Origin of the sequence: Caloranaerobacter sp. TR13 (assembly GCF_001316435.1) — a bacterium.
Lineage (GTDB): Bacteria > Bacillota > Clostridia > Tissierellales > Thermohalobacteraceae > Caloranaerobacter.
Genome location: NZ_JXLL01000003.1, coordinates 81,917 through 100,996, shown reverse-complemented (window position 1 = coordinate 100,996; position 19,080 = coordinate 81,917). Strand labels below are relative to the sequence as shown.

The following is a 19,080-nucleotide window of genomic DNA, read 5'->3' as shown; positions in this document are numbered from 1 at the left end:
GTTATGGGAGATGATTTTGTTGAATGAAGAGTTTACCTTTCTATTGGATATAGCCGTCATACTAATATTTGCAAACATTGGAGGATATATTAGCCACAAACTTAAACAACCGGCAGTTTTAGGGCAGATATTAGCAGGGCTTCTTTTAGGTCCTTCTGCTTTAAATCTTATAACTGTAAATATATCTATTACTCATATGGCTGAAATTGGGGTAATACTCTTAATGTTCATTGCAGGTTTAGAGACAGATATAGATGATTTAAAGGCATCCAGCAAATCTTCTACTTATATAGCACTTGGAGGAGTCCTAGTACCTTTTGTGCTAGGACTTCTAGCTATAAAATTAATTAAACCAAATGCTGATATTTCAGAGGGACTATTTGTAGGTGTAATTTTAACGGCTACTAGCGTTAGTATAACTGTACAAGCTTTAAGAGAGTTAGATAAGCTTAGGACAAGGCAGGGGATAGGTGTACTAGGTGCAGCTATAATAGATGATGTTATTGGAATTATTCTATTAACTTTAATTGTTGGTATTGTAAAGCCTGGTGAGGGTGGCAGTATACTAATAGTAATTTTAAAGATAGTTTCTTTCTTTATTTTATCTGCAGTAATTGGAACTATATTTTCAAAATTACTCACGAAGTATTCATATATTATAAGCAAAGAAAACAGAGTCTTAACATATGCTCTTATATTTTGTTTTTCATTAGCATTTATTGCAGAAGAATTAGGTGTAGCTGCAATAATAGGAGCATATTTTACAGGTATAGTATTTTCAGTAACTCCTCATAGAAATAGAGTATCACATGAGATACAAAAAATTGCCTATGCATTGTTTACTCCTATTTTTTTTATAAATATTGGACTTATGGTTAAACTAGGCAATATCAGTCAAGGATTAGGTTTAAGTATTGCATTAGTTTTAATGGCGATTATAGGTAAAATAATAGGTTGTGGTATAGGTGCCAAGCTATCTAACTTTACAAATAGAGAAGCATTGCAGATAAGTATAGGTATGATTCCTAGGGCAGAAGTTGCTTTGATTGTTACGAATTTGGGAATTAAAATGGGTATAATAGGAAATGATATATTTACAGCAGTTATTTTAATAGTATTAGTATCAACGATTATTACTCCTTCACTATTAAAGTTAGTTTTTGAAAATGAATTAGAACAAGAAGCAGAAGAGGGAACATGTTAGATTGGGTACTGGATTCTAGGTACTTGGTACTGGGTGCTAGGTACTGGAATTAGAGAATAGAGATCAGGGAACAGGGAACAGAAATTGAAAATGGAAAATCTAAAATTAGTAGCGTAGAATTAATTCTACGCTATTGACTAATAACTATCAACTAATAACTAATAACTAACAACTAATAACTAATGACTATTGACCACAATAACTATTCCAATTATAAATCCAATAGTTAGGCCTATTGTAGAAGCTCTACCACTGTAGAGCTTTTTTGCATTTGGAATCAATTCTCCACAAGTAATATAAAGCATAGTTCCACCTGCAAAAGCTAAACATAGCGATATAAAAAAATCAGAAATGTTACCTAGAACTGCTCCTATGAAAGCTCCAACACCAGTAGGAACACCAGAAAGCAGTGTTAATAGCAAAACCTTTATTTTCGACATACCGCTTATTCTGAGAGGAGTTGCCATAGCTATACCCTCAGGAATATTATGTAGAGCAATAACTAAAGCTATATTAAATCCCATTTGAGTAGTAAACATAAAACTAGAGCCTATTGCTAAACCTTCTGGAAGATTATGAATAGCAATTCCAACACCTAATATTATTCCAGTTTTTAAAAAATTACTTTTACTTGTCTTATGGTAAGTTTTATAAAATACAGGTATAAAATCTTCAATTAGTATGACAGTAAGAATACCTAATAATATACCTATAATTTCAGTAAAAAGCCCTCCTATCGAAAAAGCTTCGGGTAATAAGTCAAAAGTTACTACAGCTAACATTAGTCCACTTGTAAAACCAAGAAGCGAACTTAAAAATTTATTATTTGACTTTACTATGGATAGTGCAGTTAGACCTCCAAGCCCAGTACCAGTAATACCAACTAAAGAACCTATTATAGTTGTAATAAAAATACTTGACATACAAACACCTCGTTTTAGTTGATAGTTGATAGTTGATAGTCAATAGTCGATAGTCAATAGTCGACAGTCGCTAGATTAATTATTGGCTATCAGCCGACAGCTAACAGCTTTCAGTTAAATTGAAAGCTGATAACTATTATAAATATAAGTTTGCCAATAAGCTGAAATATATTTAACTATATAATAATTGTATTTTAATAAAATAAATAAATGCTAAGTTTAAAATAATATATCTAGACTCTAAGGATGTAATATTGTATAATATATGTTTGAAGTTGCAGATAATACAAAAAAAGATAAGAAGGGAAATGGCATGGAAAAGATAAAAACTCAAGTCATTAAAATAGATAAAAACAATCCTGAAACAGAAAAAATACAATTAGCCGCAGAAGTAATAAAAAGAGGAGGAGTAGTAGCTTTTCCTACTGAAACCGTTTATGGATTAGGCGCAAATGCACTTGATGAAAAAGCGACCCAAAAGATATTTATTGCTAAAGGGAGACCTCAGGATAATCCTCTTATCGTACATATTGGTGATGTGAGCGATTTAGACTCTTTAGTTAAAGAAGTTCCAGAAAGGGCCAAAGAACTTATGAAACGATTTTGGCCTGGTCCATTGACTTTAATATTTAAGAAAAGTGAAATAATTCCCGACAGAATAACAGGAGGATTATCTACTGTTGCCATTAGAATGCCAAACCATCAAATAGCTTTAAAACTAATTAAGCAATCAAGATTACCGATTGCAGCTCCTAGTGCAAACACTTCAGGAAGACCAAGTCCAACAAATTCCCATCATGTAATTGAAGATTTATACGGAAAGATTGATATGATAATAGATGGAGGAGATACAGGCGTAGGTGTCGAATCTACTGTCTTGGATATTTCTACTAAAATACCTACAATACTGCGTCCTGGCTCCGTTACATTAGAAGATCTTTTAGAAATTTTCCCGCAAGTAGATATTGATCCAGCAATAGAAAATTTATCAGAAAAATTAAAACCAAAGTCCCCGGGCCAAAAATACAGGCATTATTCACCAAAAGCTAAACTTACTATCATACAAGGTGAAGTTGATAAGATTTTGGAAAAACTAATAAGTTTAGCTTCTATGTATGAAAAACAGGGCTTAAAAGTTGGAATAATGGCTACAAAGCAGACAAAAAATAGATATATTGGGGATAATGTGCTAGAAGTTGGGGATAGGGATAATCCTGAAACAATTGCAGCTAATTTGTTTAGAGTGTTGAGAGAATTCGATAAAATAGGGGTAGATATAATACTAGCTGAAGGAATAGAAGAAAAGGGTATAGGTAGAGCTATTATGAATAGAATGAAAAAGGCGGCAGGAGGAGACATTATATTAGTTAACAGTTAACAGGTGACAGGTCACAGAAAAAATAAAGTTGGCTATCGAAAAGCGAATAGCAAAAGATGAAATACGAATAGCGAAAGGTGAAAAGCTAGCGACGGTTTTTCGAAAGGAGGGTGAAAATGAAAAATATTTTATTTGTTTGTACTGGTAATACTTGCAGAAGTAGTATGGCTGAGGCTTTGTTTAGAGACATGCTTGAAAAAGCAGGAGAGGAACTTAAGGGTATTAAGGTTGAGTCTGCAGGTATTTGTGCCGTGCCTGACCAGCCAGCATCAAAACAGGCTATACATGTATTAAGTGAAGAAGGCATAGATTTATCTAAACATAGGTCAAGACCATTAACAAAAGATATGATAGAAAGAGCGGACCTTATACTTACAATGACTGTAAATCATAAAAATGCTGTTATTAATATGGATCCTGAGTCAAAAGACAAGGTCTTTACTCTAAAGGAGTTTGCTTTAGAAAATAATAATATAGACGAAATTCTTGATAAGCTTGCGATATTGTATAGAAAGTTATATGAAAAGAGAGATAGGATACTTAGAGAAAGAATGGGTGAAATTAAAGCGTTACAAAAAAAGAAAAAAGAGCTTTTGAGAGAGATAGAGAAAATAGACAAGCAAATTAGAGAATGGGAGCAAGAAATTGAAGCAGAATTTGAAGATGATAAAAGAGAAATAGCAAATCTGGAAAAGCAAATACCTTCACTGGATATTACCGATCCTTTCGGGATGCCAGTTGAAGAATATAAAAAGAGTGCAGAAGATATTAAAGAAGCTCTCAAGAGGGTTCTTGAGAAGATTAGAAAAAAATAAAGGAGGCTAAATCATGAAAATTGCTTTAGGAAGTGACCATGGCGGATACGAACTAAAGGAACACATCAAGAAATTTCTTGAAGAAAAGAATATTGAGTATGTAGACTATGGGACTAACTCAACTGAGTCTGTAGATTACCCTGATTTTGGCCACAAAGTTGCAAAGGCTGTTAAAGAAGGGAAATGTGATAGAGGAATAGTTTGCTGTGGAACAGGTATAGGAATTTCAATATCAGTAAATAAAGTTCCAGGTGTAAGATGTGCGCTAGTAAGTGACTGCTACAGTGCTAGAATGTCAAGAGAGCATAACGATGCAAATGTATTGGCTTTGGGTGCAAGAGTTATTGGAAGGGATTTAGCGTTAGAAATTGTTGACATATGGTTAAAAACAGAATTCCAAGGCGGTAGACACGAAAGAAGAGTAAATAAGATTAAAGAAATTGAAGAAAGGTATAGTAAGTGTTAGGTACTGGGTACTAGGTACTGGGTACTAGGTGCTGGGTACTAGGTGCTGGGTACTGGGATTAGAGGACAGGGAACAGAGATTAGGAAATAGAGTACAGAGGACAGAGAACAGGAAAAGAAAAAAATAAAATATAAAAATAGTTTTTAGTTGATAAATTTAAAGCTATTGGATAAAAGCAAATGTTTAACAGTTTGTAGTGTAGAATTAATTCTACACTACTATAAAGCAGTACTAACAAATAATGACCAAAAAATAAGGAGGGGTCTTAAAATGGGGAAAGTTGTTGAAATGAATCATCCATTAATTAAACACAAACTTACTTTTATAAGAGACAAAAATACGGGTTCAAAGGAATTTAGAGAGTTAGTTAAAGAGGTTGCTATGCTAATGGCATATGAAGTTACAAGAGAACTTCCATTAGAAGAAATTGAAATAGAAACACCTGTTGCTAAAACTAAATCTCAAGTAATTTCTGGTAAGAAGTTAGGAATAATACCTATACTTAGAGCAGGGCTAGGAATGGTAGAAGGTATGTTAAACTTACTACCAGCAGCTAAAGTTGGTCACATCGGATTATATAGAGATCCAGAAACATTAGAACCTGTAGAATACTACTGTAAACTTCCAACAGACGTACAGGAAAGAGAGCTTATAGTATTGGACCCAATGCTAGCAACTGGAGGCTCTGCAATTGCTGCTATTAACTTCTTAAAAGATAGAGGTGCAAATAACATAAAACTTATGTGTCTTATAGCAGCACCAGAAGGTATAGAAGCAGTTCAAAAAGCTCATCCTGATGTAGATATATACGCTGCAGCAGTTGATGAAAAACTAAATGACCATGCATATATAGTTCCAGGACTAGGAGATGCTGGAGACAGATTATTTGGTACAAAATAGGCAAGGTATTATTCCTTGCCTTATTATGATTTTTTGGTAGAGGAGGTAATTTTATGCGTCCTTCTTGGGATGAATATTTTATGGAAATAGTTAATGTTGTAAAAAAAAGGTCTACATGTTTAAGAAGACAGGTAGGAGCTTTAATTGTAAACGATAAAAGAATTCTTTCTGCAGGTTACAACGGAGCGCCCACAGGACTAAAACACTGTGATGAAGTAGGATGTACAAGAGAAAAACTTAATGTACCATCAGGGCAAAGACATGAACTTTGTAGAGGGTTGCATGCAGAACAGAATGCAATAGTACATGCTGCAAATTCTGGGGTAAGTATAAAGGGGAGTACAATTTATGTAACCATGCAGCCTTGTGTTTTATGTGCAAAAATGATAATAAATGCAGGAATTAAAAGAGTAGTATTTGGTGGTGGATATCCAGATGAATTAGCGATGCAGCTTCTTAATGAGGCAGGAATTGAAGTTGTTGACTTTAACTTACAAATAAAGTAAAATTATAATGATGGGGTATGTCTACATTATGGGCAAATAATAAAGGAGTGTTATTATGTCAATTTATTACAAAGCTTTTTTTATGGCATTAATCACAGCATATTTTCTTACGCCTTTTGCTAAGTGGGTGGCTAAGAAAATCGGAGCAATTGATGTACCAAAGGACAATAGAAGAGTGCATAAAGAGCCTATTCCTAGGCTTGGAGGATTAGCTATATATTTAGCTGTAGTTTTATCTATGCTTATATTCCTTCCTATTGGTAGAACAGTAATCTCAATCATTATAGGTTCTACAATAATAGTTATAACAGGTATAGTAGATGATACTAAAAGTATTTCACCAAAGCTAAAATTATTTGCCCAAATAGTTGCTGCATCTGTTCTTGTGGTAGGAGGTATAAAGATAGAATTCATTACAAATCCTTTTGATAAAGGAGATGGCTTATTATACCTAAAAGTTTTTTCAATACCTATAACTATATTTTGGGTAGTTGGGATTACTAACACAATGAACTTAATAGACGGATTAGATGGTCTAGCATCAGGTGTAGGGGCTATTTCAGCATTGTCACTTTTATTCGTGGCATCAAAGTTTGGTTATATTCCTGTAATGATTTTATGTGCAATTTTAGCAGGTTCAGCTTTAGGTTTTCTACCTCATAATTTTAATCCTGCAAAGATTTTTATGGGAGATACTGGAGCATTATTTTTAGGATATATGCTTTCAACAATAGCAATACTGGGTGTTATGAAGAGTGTCGCAGCTATAACAATAGTTATACCTATATTAGCTTTAGGCTTACCAATATTTGATACAACCTTTGCTATATTTAGAAGATTTATTAATGGTAAACCTATAATGGAAGCTGATAAAGGTCATTTGCATCACAGATTGCTAGATATAGGACTAAGTCATAAACAAACAGTATTAGTGTTGTATATGATAAGCATATTATTGGGTATCTTGGCTTTCATACTTACAGGAATGGAACCAGAAAAAGGTGTAATAGTATCAGGGTTAATTTTAACAATAATACTTTTAGGAGCATCTAGTATCGGACTAATGGGTTTAAGAAGAGAGAGAATAAGTAAAAGCGATAACATAGAAAGCTAAAGTCAAGGTTTTACCTTGGCTTTTGTTGTAGGATACAGGGTACAGGGTACAGAGAACAGGGAACAGGGTACTGTCCTTTGGCAATTTTATTTATCCTGTCCCCTGTCTCCTGGTAACTGGTAGCTGATTTTTGTATCCTGGCAACTGGAAACTATCAAACGAAAGGGGTGATTTTTTGAGTAAAATAAAGGTATTGACGATATTCGGAACTAGACCAGAAGCGATAAAAATGGCACCAATTATTAAAAAACTTGATGAAAATATATGCATTGAACATAAAGTTTGTGTAACAGCTCAACACAGAGAAATGTTAGACCAAGTTCTAAGAATATTTAATATAACACCGGATTACGATTTAAATATTTTTGAACCAGGTCAGTCATTAACTCAAATAACTACAAGAGCCATGGAAGGGCTTGAAAAAGTAATTGTAGATTTTAATCCTGATTTAATTCTTGTTCAAGGAGATACAACAACTGTATTTGCAGGAGCTTTAACAGCTTTCTATCATAAAGTAAAGATTGGGCATGTAGAGGCAGGTCTAAGAAGTGGCAATCTGTATTCTCCGTATCCAGAAGAAGCCAATAGAAAGTTAACGGGTATACTTACTGATTTTCACTTTGCTCCAACAGAAAGGAATAAACAAAATCTTTTAAGAGAAGGATACGATGAAGAAAAAATCTTTGTTACAGGAAATACAGTAATAGATGCTTTATTATACGTTGTATCAGAAGACTATAAATTTAACAATGATTTACTCGATAATCTTGATTATAAAAATAAGAAGGTAATATTATTAACATCTCATAGAAGAGAGAACATAGGTAAACCTATGGAGAATATATTTAGTGCAGTAAGAGACGTTGTATTAAAGAATGAAGATGTAGAAGTTGTTTTCCCAATACATCTTAATCCAAAGGTAAGAGAAATTGCTCATAGAATACTAGATGGTTTAGATAGAGTTCATATTATCGAACCCCTTGAATATTTACCTTTTGCTAATTTAATTGCAAGATCATATTTAGTAGTAACAGATTCAGGAGGTATTCAAGAAGAAGCACCTTCTTTAGGAAAACCAGTGTTAGTTGTAAGAAAAGAAACTGAAAGGCCAGAGGGCATAGAAGCAGGAACAGCTAAATTAGCTGGAATAGATAGAGAAAATATATTTAGAGAAATAGATATATTAGTAAATGATATTGAGGAGTACAAAAAGATGGCTAATGCAGTAAATCCATATGGTGACGGCAAAGCATCAGACAGAATAGTGGATATTATAGTTAAGCAATGGGGTCAGGCTTGAAAAATTTCCTTTTTTTCAAGCCTGACCTTTTTCCTATCCCTTGTTCTTTATCCTCTGTTCTCTATTCCCTGTTCCCTGTCCCCTGATCTCTGTCCCCTGTCCACTGCAACTGTCAGATATTTCTTAAAATTTAGTAATATATTTATCATATAGAAGGAATTTGTTATTTTACTGTAGAATACATGCAGTATAACAAATAGCGTACATTATATTGGGGGTGTATAAGAAGTGTCAAATAGCAAACTAATATCTATGGAGCAAGCTATAGAACACATTAAGGATGGTATGACTGTAATGATAGGGGGATTTCTTGGGGTAGGAAATCCGCATAAAATCATTGATGCACTTGTTAAAAAAGGAGTTAAGGACTTAACTTTAATAGCTAACGATACAGCTTTTCCTGAAGTAGGAATAGGAAAACTTATTGTTAACAAACAAGTAAAAAAAGTTATAACTTCTCACATAGGTACTAATAAAGAAACAGGAAGACAAATGACAGAAGGCGAGACAGAAGTAATATTAGTACCTCAAGGAACATTAGCAGAAAGAATAAGAGCAGCAGGAGCAGGGCTTGGTGGTATACTAACTCCAACGGGGATAGGAACTATTGTAGAAGAAGGTAAGAGAAAGATAGAAATAGATGGAAAAGAGTATTTATTAGAATTACCTCTTAAAGCAGATGTAGCTTTAATTAAAGGAGCAAAGGTAGATAAAAAAGGAAACGTTTATTATCAGAAGTCAGCTAGAAACTTTAACCCAATCATGGCTATGGCGGCTGATTTAGTGATAGTTGAGGCTGAAGAAGTAGTTGAGGTTGGAGAAATTGATCCTAATGATGTAATGACGCCTTCAATATTTGTAGATTACATTGTAAGGGGTGATGATTAATGGACAAACAAAGAGCAAGAGAAATAATAGCTAAAAGGGTAGCTAAGGAATTAAAAGATGGAGACGTTGTTAATCTAGGTATAGGTTTACCAACTATGGTAGCTAATTATATACCAGATGGCGTTGATATAATACTACAGTCAGAAAATGGTTTCGTTGGACTTGGACCAGCTCCTAAGCCAGGAGAGGAAGACAAAGACTTAACAAATGCAGGAGGTCAGCCAGTTACAATAAGACCAGGAGGAGCTTTCTTTGATAGTGCTACCTCATTTGCAATAATAAGAGGAGGGCACGTTGACGCGACAGTTTTGGGTGCACTTCAAGTAGATGAGAAAGGAAATCTTGCTAACTGGATGATTCCTGGAAAGATGGTACCTGGAATGGGTGGAGCAATGGATTTAGTTGTAGGTGCTAAAAAGGTTATCATAGCTATGGAGCATACTGCAAAAGGCAAACCAAAAATTTTAAAAGAATGTACTCTACCCCTTACAGCAGCAGGCCAAGTTAATTTAATAATTACAGAAATGGCAGTAATTGAGGTAACTGAAAGAGGGCTTGTATTAAAAGAATTAGGACCAGAAGCTACAATTGAAGATGTCAAAGCTAATACAGAAGCCGATTTAATCATTGCAGACGATATAAGGAAAATGGATATAGAATAGACTTAATTAGGGGATAGATTTCAGAGAACAGAGGACAGGGGACAGTAATATTACAGGGTACTTGTATAAGTACCCTATGATATAAAATAGTAAAGGGGGATAACTATATGTTTAAAAAGTTTACTAATGGTTGTGTTGCACTTGTTCAAAGATATTTACCTGATCCATTTCTTTTTGCTGTTATTTTAACATTACTTGTTTTTGTGTTAGGTATAATCTTCACAGGCCAAGGACCAATGGCAATGGTTATCCATTGGAGTAATGGTTTCTGGAAGTTATTAGCATTCTCTATGCAAATGGCACTTGTGTTGGTTACAGGACATACTTTAGCTAATGCACCAATTATCAAAAGAGGGCTAAAATCACTATCAGGTTTAGCGAAAAGTCCAACTCAAGCTATAGTTTTAGTAACAGTAATATCTACAATTGCTTGTTGGATAAATTGGGGATTTGGTTTAGTAATAGGAGCTTTGTTTGCTAGACAGATAGCAAAACAAGTAAAAGGTGTTGACTACAGATTATTAATCGCTTCAGCATACTCAGGATTTTTAGTATGGCATGCCGGACTATCAGGTTCAATACCTCTAAAATTAGCTACTCCAGGAGCAGATTTAGCTGCTGCTACAAATGGTGTAGTTACAAGTCCAATATCAACAAATAATACTATATTTGCAACTTTTAATATTGTAATAGTATTAGCTATATTTGTTATATTACCTATAATTAATAGAGCAATGCATCCTACTCCTGAAAATGTAGTTACTATTGACCCACAACTTTTAGTAGATGAAGAAGAAGCTGCTGCTATATCTGAAGAAATGACACCAGCTGATAAAATGGAAAACAGCCCAGTTCTTTCACTACTAATAGGTATTATGGGATTAACTTTTATAGTTTATTATTTTGCTAATAACGGTTTTAAATTAAATTTAAACATTGTTAACTTTATTTTCTTATTTACAGGTATTATACTTCACGGAACACCTAGAAGATTCCTTAATGCAGTTAAAAGTGCAGCTAAAGGAACAGCAGGTATAATACTACAGTTCCCATTCTATGCTGGAATTATGGGTATGATGACAGGCCTTAGCGCTGCAGGAGTTTCATTAGCAGGTGTTATGTCAAATTGGTTTGTAAGTATTTCAAATCAAACAACATTCCCATTTTTCACATTCCTTAGCGCAGGTTTAGTTAATTTCTTTGTACCATCAGGTGGTGGACAATGGGCAGTTCAAGCACCTATAATGATGCCAGCAGGTGCTGCGTTGGGTGTTCCAGCAGCTAAGACAGCAATGGCAATAGCATGGGGAGATGCATGGACAAACATGATTCAGCCATTCTGGGCATTACCTGCATTAGGTATAGCAGGATTAGGTGCAAGAGATATCATGGGATTCTGTGTGGTAGACCTGTTAATAACAGGAGCTGTAATGGCACTTGGTTTGATGATATTATAACGAATTCTCGAGTCAAGGAATTACTCCTTGGCTCATTTTATTTATCAATATTATCAAAATTTTAACAATCAGATATTTAACTTAATTATTGTTAATCTAACGAATTTATCTTTATAATTTTAAACTTACCGTCAGTTTATTCAACTTGATAAAAGCTAACAAAAGTTTTATTATATTCTGTAGAAGTATAAATTTGTTCTAAGTATTATATGTAGAGATATTTCTAGGAATAATAATAAAGTGGAGTGATTAAATGAAAAATAATAAATCCAAAATCTTGCAAAATTTAGCTTTGGTTTCCCAAATAGGCTTGTCTATGGCACTACCTATTTTAGGAGGCATATACATAGGAAGTTTTTTAGATGACAAACTAAATACTGGATATATTTTTTTAGGAGTTTTTTCAGTATTGGGAATAATTACATCTTTCATAAGTTTATTCAAGATAACGACTAAAGGCAGTAAAGGGAAGTGATTATTTGAGTCTTAATAACAATACACAATCTAAAATAATAAAAAGGGTAATTATATTAACACTGTTTATAATAGGTATATTCTTTCTGATTTTTTCTAATCCTAAGCCATATATTTATGGAATTATTTTTGGAGCAACAATAAATATACTTAATTTTAGATTAATGAGCTTGACATTAGAAAAAGCAGTAAAGATGTCTAACAATAAAATAATGCCGTATGTTATGGGAAACTATATGGTAAGATACTTAATCTACGGTATAGTATTAACAATTTCAGCAATAGCTGATTATATAAATTTTTATTCTACAGTATTAGGAATTTTTATGGTTAAAATTATTATTATATTCGACACATTTTATGATATTATAAAAAGGAGAAAAACATCAAAGGCACGAAATTAATTTTCATGAAAGGAGGTCGGAATAGTGAAAATAGAAATAGCTTTAACACTTTTTGGAAAAGAGATTTTCATACCTGAAACTATAGTTAATACTTGGATTATAGTAATTTTATTATCTATTTTTGCAATATACGTGAACAAAAAGATAAAAAATGCAAAAATAGATGAAAAACCTTCAGGCTTACTTAATGTAATAGAATTATTAGTTGAAGGGGTACAGTCTTTAGTTGAAAGTACAATGGGGTCTGATAAACTAAAGTTTGCTCCTTATATAGGAACTCTTGCTTTATACTTATTAGTAGCTAATCTATTTGGATTACTAGGATTTAAACCTCCTACATCAGATTATAATGTAACTTTTAGTTTGGCTATAATAACTTTTGTATTAACACAATATTATGGTTTGAAATCTAAAGGTTTAGGAGGATATGTAAAAGGATTTTTCGAACCTATGCCATTATTATTCCCATTAAACGTAATAGGAGAAATAGCAAATCCTATATCATTATCATTCCGTCTTTTCGGTAATATTTTAAGTGGTGTAATAATTATGGGACTTATATATGGGGCATTAGGCTATGCATCAGTAGTTATAACACCTGTATTCCATGTATACTTTGACGTTTTTGCAGGTGTAATACAAACATTTATATTTATCATGCTTACTATGGTATTTATTTCAATGGCAATGGAGTAAAGTTAATTCCGGACTTAGTGTCCGTCAAATATAATCACAGTATGTAAACCTTGAAAGGAGGGGAACTACATGCCAACAATAGATCCAAAAGCATTTATACTTGGATGTTCAGCTATAGGTGCTGGTTTAGCTATGATAGCTGGTATTGGTCCTGGAATAGGACAGGGTTATGCTGCAGGTAAAGCTGCAGAAGCTGTTGGAAGGCAACCAGAAGCTCAAGGTGATATCATAAGAACAATGATCCTTGGTCAGGCAGTTGCAGAAACAACAGGTATATATGGTCTTGTTATTGCTATAATACTATTATTCGTAAGACCATTACTTGGAGCCCTTTAATATACCTACATAAGAGGTGGGTATCTTCGCCCATCTCTTGTTTCTGTATTAAACTGGAAGTTAATGGGAGAACCATTTAAGATATATTTAGATGACAGGGAACAGATAACAGAGATCAGGGAACAGAGGCCAGTGGACAGGAACTGTTCTCTGGCAACTGGTAACTGGAAACTGTAATTAGTAATGGGTACTAGGTACTGGGTGCTAGGTACTGGGTACTAGATATAGTGACTAACAACAGCGAAAGGAGGCTTTATAAATGTCAATGACTGTAAGAGTTATTCCAGAGCTTAGTTCTTTGATAATGCAGATAACAGCAACAATTATTCTATTCTTAATACTAAGACATTTCTTATTCAAACCGGTTACTGAATTTTTAAATGCTAGAAAAGAAAAGATAGCAAGTGACTTGGAAACTGCAAACAAAAACAAGGAAGAAGCTCAAAATTTAAAAAGAGAATATGAAATGAAGATTGAAGCTTCTAAAAAAGAAGCTCAAGAAATTATAGAGGCTGCTAGACGTAGAGGAGAAGAAGTGAGAGAAGAAATAATAATTAAAGCGAAGAAAGAAGCAGAAGCTATAATTGAGAAAGCTAGAAAAGAGATAGAAAGAGAAAGAGAAAAAGCAGTAGAAGAGCTAAAAGAAGAAGTTGTTACAATAGCTATGTTGGCTGCTTCAAAAGTTATAGATAAAAACTTAGATATTAATGCTCATAAAGAGATTATAAATAAGTTTATAAATGAGGTAGGGGAAGCTAAATGGCAAAATTAATAGGAAAAACTTATGCCCAGGCTCTATTTGAAGTAGCTGAAGAAATGGATAAAATACAGCAATTTAAAGAAGAGCTAAATTCAATATATGAAATATTTGATAAAGAAAAAGAGTTTAAAATAATATTTGAACACCCTAAGTTATCTAAAAATGAAAAGAAAGATATTATAAATTCAGTATTTAAGGGTAGGATAGCTCAAGAAATATTAAATCTAATATACATTGTAATAGATAAAGGAAGAGAAAAATATTTAATGGACATAATAGAGGAATACATAGAGCTATCAAATGAAAAACAAGGTATAGTTCAAGCACAAGCTATAACAGCAATTCCTTTAGATGAAGAAGAAAAATTAAAACTTCAAAATAAATTATCCGAAAAATTAGGCAAAAATGTTTTCATTGAAAATATTGTTGATGAAAGCATTATAGGTGGAGTACTTGTGAAAATACAAGATAAAATAATAGATGCAAGTATAAAAGGACAATTAGATAGAATTCAAAAGAATCTTAAAGATATAAGAGTAACTAAGATAGGGGTGAGCAAAATATGAATCTAAGACCTGAAGAAATCAGTTCAATCATTAAGCAGCAGATTAAAAGGTATGAAAATAAACTAGATGTAGTAGATGTAGGTACAGTTATACAGGTTGGTGATGGTATTGCCAGAATACATGGTTTAGAAAAATGTATGGCTGGTGAGCTTTTAGAGTTCCCAGGTGGAGTTTATGGTATGGCTCTAAACCTAGAAGAAGATAATGTTGGTTGTGTTTTATTAGGTTCAGACGAAAATATAAGAGAAGGAGATATAGTTAAGAGAACAGAAAGAATAGTTGAGGTTCCAGTTGGAGAAGCTCTAATAGGTAGGGTAGTAAATGCTTTAGGTCAGCCAATAGATGGAAAAGGTCCGATTAAAACTGAAAAATATAGACCAATTGAATCAAAAGCACCAGGAGTAATTGAGAGAAAATCCGTTACAGTTCCTTTACAAACTGGTATAAAAGCTATCGACTCAATGATACCAATTGGTAGAGGACAGAGAGAGTTAATCATAGGAGATAGACAGACTGGTAAGACTGCGATTGTAATAGATACTATATTAAACCAAAAAGGTCAAGACGTTATTTGTATATACGTTGCAATAGGACAAAAGAAATCAACTGTAGCTAAAATTGTTGAAATTTTAGAATCAAGAGGAGCTATGGAGTATTCAATAGTAGTATCAGCTTCAGCTAGTGAAATGGCACCACTTCAATATATAGCTCCATATGCTGGTTGTGCTATGGCAGAAGAGTTTATGTATAAAGGAAAAGATGTACTTATAATTTATGACGATTTGTCAAAGCACGCTGTTGCATATCGTGCAATGTCACTACTTCTTCGTAGACCACCAGGACGTGAAGCATATCCTGGAGACGTATTCTACTTACATTCAAGACTTTTAGAACGTGCAGCTAGATTGGACGAAGCATATGGTGGAGGTTCTATAACAGCACTTCCAATAATCGAAACACTAGCAGGAGATATTTCTGCTTATATACCAACAAACGTAATATCAATAACAGACGGTCAGATATTCCTTGAGTCAGAGCTATTCTTTGCAGGTCAAAGACCAGCAGTAAATGCGGGACTTTCAGTATCTCGTGTTGGTGGTGCTGCACAGATAAAGGCTATGAAGAAGGTAGCAGGTACATTAAAGCTTGAATTAGCACAATATAGAGAGCTAGCAGCATTCGCACAGTTTGGTTCAGAGCTTGATAAGGAAACACAGGCAAGACTTGCTCAAGGTCAGAGAATAATGGAAATACTAAAGCAGCCACAATATGCTCCAGTTAAAGTAGAACATCAAGTTATGATTATATATGCAGTTACTAAGAAATATTTAACAGATATTCCTCTAGATAAAATAAAAGATTTTGAAAAAGAATTCTTAAACTTCATGGATAATAACTACCCAGAAGTAGGTAAGAGCATAGTAGAAACAGGTGAATTATCAGAGGAAATGGAAGAAAAACTAAAGAGTGCTATAGAAGAATTTAAAAAGAGCTTCAAAGAAGAGCACAATATTTAGGTGCTGGGTACTAGGTACTAGGTGCTGGGTACTTGGTACTAGATTAAAAATGTAAAATAGTTACGCTACTCGTCATTCGCTTTTCGACAATTAACTGTAGTGTAGAATTCATTCTACGCTGCAGATGACTAACGAACAGCAAATGTGAAAGACGATTAATTGTAGTGCAGAATTAATTCTGCACTACTACGTAGCGAATGACGAAGGACGAACGGGACAGGAGGTGAAAACATGGCCCAAGCAGGAATGCGAGATATAAAAAGAAGAATTAGAAGTGTAAGTAATACAAAGCAGATTACAAAGGCCATGGAGCTTGTATCCTCGGCAAAGTTAAGGAGAACCAGAGAAAAATTAGAAAAAACAAGGCCTTACTATAGCACTATAGTAAGGAGTATAAATGGTATATTAGTTTCAACTTCAGGAATAAAGCATCCGTTTTTGGAAAAAAGAGAAGTTAAAAAATCGGCTTATATAGTTATAACAGCAGATAGAGGTTTATGTGGCGGATATAATAATAACGTGATTAAGCTGACTGTAGAGAATATAAAAAATAAAGAAAATGCAGTAATAATTACAGTAGGACAAAAAGGTAGAGACTTTTTTAGAAGAAGAGGATATAATATAGCAGCAGAGTTTGTGCATATTTCAGAAAACCCACAATTTTCTCATGCTAGAGAAATTGGAGATATAGTTATAGATTTATATAAAAAGAAAGAAATAGACGAAGTAAATGTAGTTTATACACGATTTGAAAGTACTATTTCACAAGTAACTAAAATAATGAAACTTCTTCCTGCAGAAAATGTAATAGAAAAAGAAGGTAGAAAAAAGACAACTTTAGTAGAATATGAACCATCTCCTGAAGAAGTATTAGATTATTTAATACCAAAATATATACACAGTGTAATATATGGAGCAATGATAGAAGCATCAGCGAGTGAGCAGGCAGCAAGAAGAAATGCAATGGAATCAGCTACAGATAATGCGCAGGAGATGATAGAAGACTTAAAGTTAAGTTATAACAGAGCACGTCAGGCAACAATAACTCAGGAAATAGCAGAAATTGTTGGTGGAGCAGAAGCGCTTAAGTAATTTAGGTACTGGGTACTAGGTACTGGATACTAGGTACTGGATACTAGGGAAAATTGAAAATGTAAAATTATTTGGCTGTTGTGATCGTTTATTTTTCGCTTTAAATGTAGCGTAGAATTAATTCTACGCTAGGGAATAGAGAACAGTTATTTGTATTCTGTCCCCTGTTCCCTAATAATGAAGACAAAAGAAAGGATGTGAAAAAATGGCTGAAAAAAACACAGGTAAATTAGTACAGATAATTGGTCCTGTTGTAGATATAAGATTTAGTGAAGATAACCTTCCAAAACTATTAAACGCTGTAATTATTGAAGGTAATGGTAGAAAAGTAGTAGCCGAAGTTGCACAGCATGTAGGAAATGATACAGTAAGATGTATTGCAATGTCTTCTACAGATGGACTTGTTAGAGGAATGGAAGCTGTAGATACAGGTAAGCCTATTTCAGTACCAGTAGGAAGAGCTACATTAGGAAGAATATTTAACGTATTAGGTGAGCCAATAGATGAACAGGGAGAAGTTAATGCAACTGAGTATGAACCTATTCACAGAGAAGCTCCATCTTTTGAAGAGCAAGAAACAGCAACAGAAATATTTGAAACAGGAATAAAGGTTATAGACCTTATAGCGCCATATGCAAAGGGTGGTAAGATAGGTCTATTCGGAGGAGCAGGAGTTGGAAAAACAGTTCTTATCCAAGAATTAATTAACAATATAGCAACAGAACACGGTGGATTATCAGTATTTGCAGGTGTTGGAGAGAGAACAAGAGAAGGTAACGACCTTTACTATGAAATGAAAGAGTCAGGCGTTATAGATAAAACAACTCTAGTATTCGGTCAGATGAATGAGCCACCAGGAGCGAGAATGCGTGTTGGATTAACAGGATTAACTATGGCAGAACACTTTAGAGATAAAGAAGGCCAAGACGTATTGTTATTCATAGACAATATATTCAGATTTACACAAGCAGGTTCAGAGGTTTCAGCGTTACTTGGACGTATGCCTAGTGCCGTTGGATATCAGCCTACATTAGCAACAGAGATGGGACAATTGCAAGAAAGAATAACATCAACTAAAAAAGGTTCTATAACATCAGTACAGGCAGTATACGTTCCAGCAGACGACTTAACAGACCCTGCACCAGCAACAACATTCGCACACTTAGATGCTACTACAGTTCTTTCTCGTCAAATAGCAGAGCTTGGTATTTATCCTGCAGTTGACCCATTGGATTCAACATCTAGAATACTAGACCCTGCTATTATAGGAGAAGAACACTACAGAGTAGCACGTGGAGTACAAGAGGTACTTCAAAGATATAAAGAATTACAAGACATAATAGCTATCCTTGGTATGGATGAGCTTTCAGAAGAAGATAAATTAATAGTTGCTCGTGCAAGAAAAATTCAAAGATTCTTATCACAGCCTTTCCATGTTGCAGAGCAGTTTACAGGTCTGCCAGGTAAATATGTACCTATAAAAGAAACTGTAAGAGGCTTCAAAGAAATATTAGAAGGTAAGCATGACGACCTTCCAGAGCAAGCTTTCTACATGGTAGGTACAATAGATGAAGCAGTTGAAAAGGCTAAGAGCATGAGATAAGGCTTTAAAAGTGAGGTGG

21 protein-coding genes are annotated in these 19,080 nt (G+C 33.9%); 20 read left to right on the top strand and 1 reads right to left on the bottom strand.

Going from position 1 to position 19,080, the window contains the following annotated elements; all coding sequences use genetic code 11:
* Positions 1 to 10 precede the first annotated feature (10 nt).
* On the top strand, positions 11 to 1,204 hold the full coding sequence (locus TR13x_RS04855) for a cation:proton antiporter (protein ID WP_054870775.1): 1,194 nt from the start codon (positions 11 to 13) through the stop codon (positions 1,202 to 1,204).
* Positions 1,205 to 1,383: 179 nt separating this feature from the next.
* Here the strand turns inward: TR13x_RS04855 and TR13x_RS04850 are convergent, their stop codons facing one another.
* Positions 1,384 to 2,127: a ZIP family metal transporter gene (locus TR13x_RS04850; RefSeq protein WP_054870774.1), complete on the bottom strand. Its 744-nt coding sequence runs from the start codon at positions 2,125 to 2,127 to the stop codon at positions 1,384 to 1,386.
* Positions 2,128 to 2,449: 322 nt separating this feature from the next.
* Here TR13x_RS04850 and TR13x_RS04845 point away from each other — a divergent pair, with 322 nt between their 5' ends.
* The 19 genes from TR13x_RS04845 to atpD all read left to right on the top strand — a co-directional run bounded on the left by TR13x_RS04845 (position 2,450) and on the right by atpD (position 19,061).
* A complete protein-coding gene (locus TR13x_RS04845; RefSeq protein ID WP_200905822.1) occupies positions 2,450 to 3,505 on the top strand; it encodes an L-threonylcarbamoyladenylate synthase in 1,056 nt (351 codons plus the stop codon).
* A gap of 116 nt (positions 3,506 to 3,621) precedes the next feature.
* The gene (locus TR13x_RS04840) at positions 3,622 to 4,320 is read left to right on the top strand and encodes a low molecular weight protein arginine phosphatase (RefSeq protein ID WP_082394791.1); all 699 of its coding nucleotides are present in this window, start codon (positions 3,622 to 3,624) and stop codon (positions 4,318 to 4,320) included.
* Positions 4,321 to 4,333: 13 nt separating this feature from the next.
* The gene (rpiB, locus tag TR13x_RS04835) at positions 4,334 to 4,786 is read left to right on the top strand and encodes a ribose 5-phosphate isomerase B (protein WP_054870773.1); all 453 of its coding nucleotides are present in this window, start codon (positions 4,334 to 4,336) and stop codon (positions 4,784 to 4,786) included.
* A gap of 270 nt (positions 4,787 to 5,056) precedes the next feature.
* Positions 5,057 to 5,686: a uracil phosphoribosyltransferase gene (upp, locus tag TR13x_RS04830; protein WP_054870772.1), complete on the top strand. Its 630-nt coding sequence runs from the start codon at positions 5,057 to 5,059 to the stop codon at positions 5,684 to 5,686.
* 53 nt (positions 5,687 to 5,739) lie between these two features.
* Positions 5,740 to 6,192 carry a cytidine/deoxycytidylate deaminase family protein gene (locus TR13x_RS04825; RefSeq protein ID WP_054870771.1) on the top strand — a complete coding sequence of 151 codons (453 nt, stop codon included), beginning with the start codon at positions 5,740 to 5,742 and terminating at the stop codon, positions 6,190 to 6,192.
* Between the two features lie 55 nt (positions 6,193 to 6,247).
* Complete coding sequence (locus TR13x_RS04820) at positions 6,248 to 7,306, top strand: glycosyltransferase family 4 protein (protein WP_054870770.1); 1,059 nt, start codon at positions 6,248 to 6,250, stop codon at positions 7,304 to 7,306.
* Between the two features lie 184 nt (positions 7,307 to 7,490).
* Positions 7,491 to 8,606, top strand: a complete 1,116-nt coding sequence (wecB, locus tag TR13x_RS04815; RefSeq protein WP_054870919.1) for a non-hydrolyzing UDP-N-acetylglucosamine 2-epimerase — start codon at positions 7,491 to 7,493, stop codon at positions 8,604 to 8,606.
* A 228-nt stretch (positions 8,607 to 8,834) separates the two neighbouring features.
* Positions 8,835 to 9,494, top strand: a complete 660-nt coding sequence (gene atoD, locus TR13x_RS04810; RefSeq protein ID WP_255351310.1) for an acetate CoA-transferase subunit alpha — start codon at positions 8,835 to 8,837, stop codon at positions 9,492 to 9,494.
* On the top strand, positions 9,494 to 10,156 hold the full coding sequence (locus TR13x_RS04805; protein ID WP_054870769.1) for a CoA transferase subunit B: 663 nt from the start codon (positions 9,494 to 9,496) through the stop codon (positions 10,154 to 10,156). The genes atoD and TR13x_RS04805 overlap by 1 nt, the downstream gene beginning before the upstream one ends.
* A 107-nt stretch (positions 10,157 to 10,263) precedes the next feature.
* On the top strand, positions 10,264 to 11,613 hold the full coding sequence (locus tag TR13x_RS04800; protein ID WP_054870768.1) for a TIGR00366 family protein: 1,350 nt from the start codon (positions 10,264 to 10,266) through the stop codon (positions 11,611 to 11,613).
* 253 nt (positions 11,614 to 11,866) lie between these two features.
* The gene (locus TR13x_RS04795) at positions 11,867 to 12,088 is read left to right on the top strand and encodes an AtpZ/AtpI family protein (protein ID WP_054870767.1); all 222 of its coding nucleotides are present in this window, start codon (positions 11,867 to 11,869) and stop codon (positions 12,086 to 12,088) included.
* A 4-nt stretch (positions 12,089 to 12,092) separates the two neighbouring features.
* A complete protein-coding gene (locus tag TR13x_RS04790; RefSeq protein WP_054870766.1) occupies positions 12,093 to 12,491 on the top strand; it encodes an ATP synthase subunit I in 399 nt (132 codons plus the stop codon).
* A 24-nt stretch (positions 12,492 to 12,515) separates the two neighbouring features.
* Positions 12,516 to 13,187: a F0F1 ATP synthase subunit A gene (atpB, locus tag TR13x_RS04785; RefSeq protein WP_255351309.1), complete on the top strand. Its 672-nt coding sequence runs from the start codon at positions 12,516 to 12,518 to the stop codon at positions 13,185 to 13,187.
* A 69-nt stretch (positions 13,188 to 13,256) separates the two neighbouring features.
* Entirely contained in the window at positions 13,257 to 13,523 is a 267-nt protein-coding gene (gene atpE, locus TR13x_RS04780) for an ATP synthase F0 subunit C (protein ID WP_054870765.1), read from the top strand.
* A gap of 259 nt (positions 13,524 to 13,782) precedes the next feature.
* Positions 13,783 to 14,295: a F0F1 ATP synthase subunit B gene (locus TR13x_RS04775; protein WP_054870764.1), complete on the top strand. Its 513-nt coding sequence runs from the start codon at positions 13,783 to 13,785 to the stop codon at positions 14,293 to 14,295.
* Positions 14,283 to 14,849, top strand: coding sequence for a F0F1 ATP synthase subunit delta (locus TR13x_RS04770; protein WP_054870763.1), 567 nt, complete (start codon positions 14,283 to 14,285; stop codon positions 14,847 to 14,849). The genes TR13x_RS04775 and TR13x_RS04770 overlap by 13 nt, the downstream gene beginning before the upstream one ends.
* Entirely contained in the window at positions 14,846 to 16,366 is a 1,521-nt protein-coding gene (gene atpA, locus TR13x_RS04765; RefSeq protein WP_054870762.1) for a F0F1 ATP synthase subunit alpha, read from the top strand. The genes TR13x_RS04770 and atpA overlap by 4 nt, the downstream gene beginning before the upstream one ends.
* Before the next feature lie 231 nt (positions 16,367 to 16,597).
* Positions 16,598 to 17,458 (top strand): ATP synthase F1 subunit gamma, encoded by an 861-nt coding sequence (gene atpG / locus TR13x_RS04760; protein WP_054870761.1) that lies wholly within the window; start codon positions 16,598 to 16,600, stop codon positions 17,456 to 17,458.
* Between the two features lie 205 nt (positions 17,459 to 17,663).
* The gene (gene atpD / locus TR13x_RS04755) at positions 17,664 to 19,061 is read left to right on the top strand and encodes a F0F1 ATP synthase subunit beta (protein ID WP_054870760.1); all 1,398 of its coding nucleotides are present in this window, start codon (positions 17,664 to 17,666) and stop codon (positions 19,059 to 19,061) included.
* Positions 19,062 to 19,080 lie beyond the last annotated feature (19 nt).

Bases quoted from the DNA above. Each gene is read 5' to 3' on its own strand.
- TR13x_RS04855 (WP_054870775.1), top strand. From the start codon at position 11: ATGATTTTGTTGAATGAAGAGTTTACCTTTCTATTGGATATAGCCGTC.
- TR13x_RS04850 (WP_054870774.1), bottom strand. From the start codon at position 2,127: ATGTCAAGTATTTTTATTACAACTATAATAGGTTCTTTAGTTGGTATT.
- TR13x_RS04840 (WP_082394791.1), top strand. From the start codon at position 3,622: ATGAAAAATATTTTATTTGTTTGTACTGGTAATACTTGCAGAAGTAGT.
- rpiB (WP_054870773.1), top strand. From the start codon at position 4,334: ATGAAAATTGCTTTAGGAAGTGACCATGGCGGATACGAACTAAAGGAA.
- upp (WP_054870772.1), top strand. From the start codon at position 5,057: ATGGGGAAAGTTGTTGAAATGAATCATCCATTAATTAAACACAAACTT.
- TR13x_RS04825 (WP_054870771.1), top strand. From the start codon at position 5,740: ATGCGTCCTTCTTGGGATGAATATTTTATGGAAATAGTTAATGTTGTA.
- TR13x_RS04820 (WP_054870770.1), top strand. From the start codon at position 6,248: ATGTCAATTTATTACAAAGCTTTTTTTATGGCATTAATCACAGCATAT.
- TR13x_RS04805 (WP_054870769.1), top strand. From the start codon at position 9,494: ATGGACAAACAAAGAGCAAGAGAAATAATAGCTAAAAGGGTAGCTAAG.
- TR13x_RS04800 (WP_054870768.1), top strand. From the start codon at position 10,264: ATGTTTAAAAAGTTTACTAATGGTTGTGTTGCACTTGTTCAAAGATAT.
- TR13x_RS04795 (WP_054870767.1), top strand. From the start codon at position 11,867: ATGAAAAATAATAAATCCAAAATCTTGCAAAATTTAGCTTTGGTTTCC.
- atpE (WP_054870765.1), top strand. From the start codon at position 13,257: ATGCCAACAATAGATCCAAAAGCATTTATACTTGGATGTTCAGCTATA.
- TR13x_RS04775 (WP_054870764.1), top strand. From the start codon at position 13,783: ATGTCAATGACTGTAAGAGTTATTCCAGAGCTTAGTTCTTTGATAATG.
- TR13x_RS04770 (WP_054870763.1), top strand. From the start codon at position 14,283: ATGGCAAAATTAATAGGAAAAACTTATGCCCAGGCTCTATTTGAAGTA.
- atpA (WP_054870762.1), top strand. From the start codon at position 14,846: ATGAATCTAAGACCTGAAGAAATCAGTTCAATCATTAAGCAGCAGATT.
- atpG (WP_054870761.1), top strand. From the start codon at position 16,598: ATGGCCCAAGCAGGAATGCGAGATATAAAAAGAAGAATTAGAAGTGTA.
- atpD (WP_054870760.1), top strand. From the start codon at position 17,664: ATGGCTGAAAAAAACACAGGTAAATTAGTACAGATAATTGGTCCTGTT.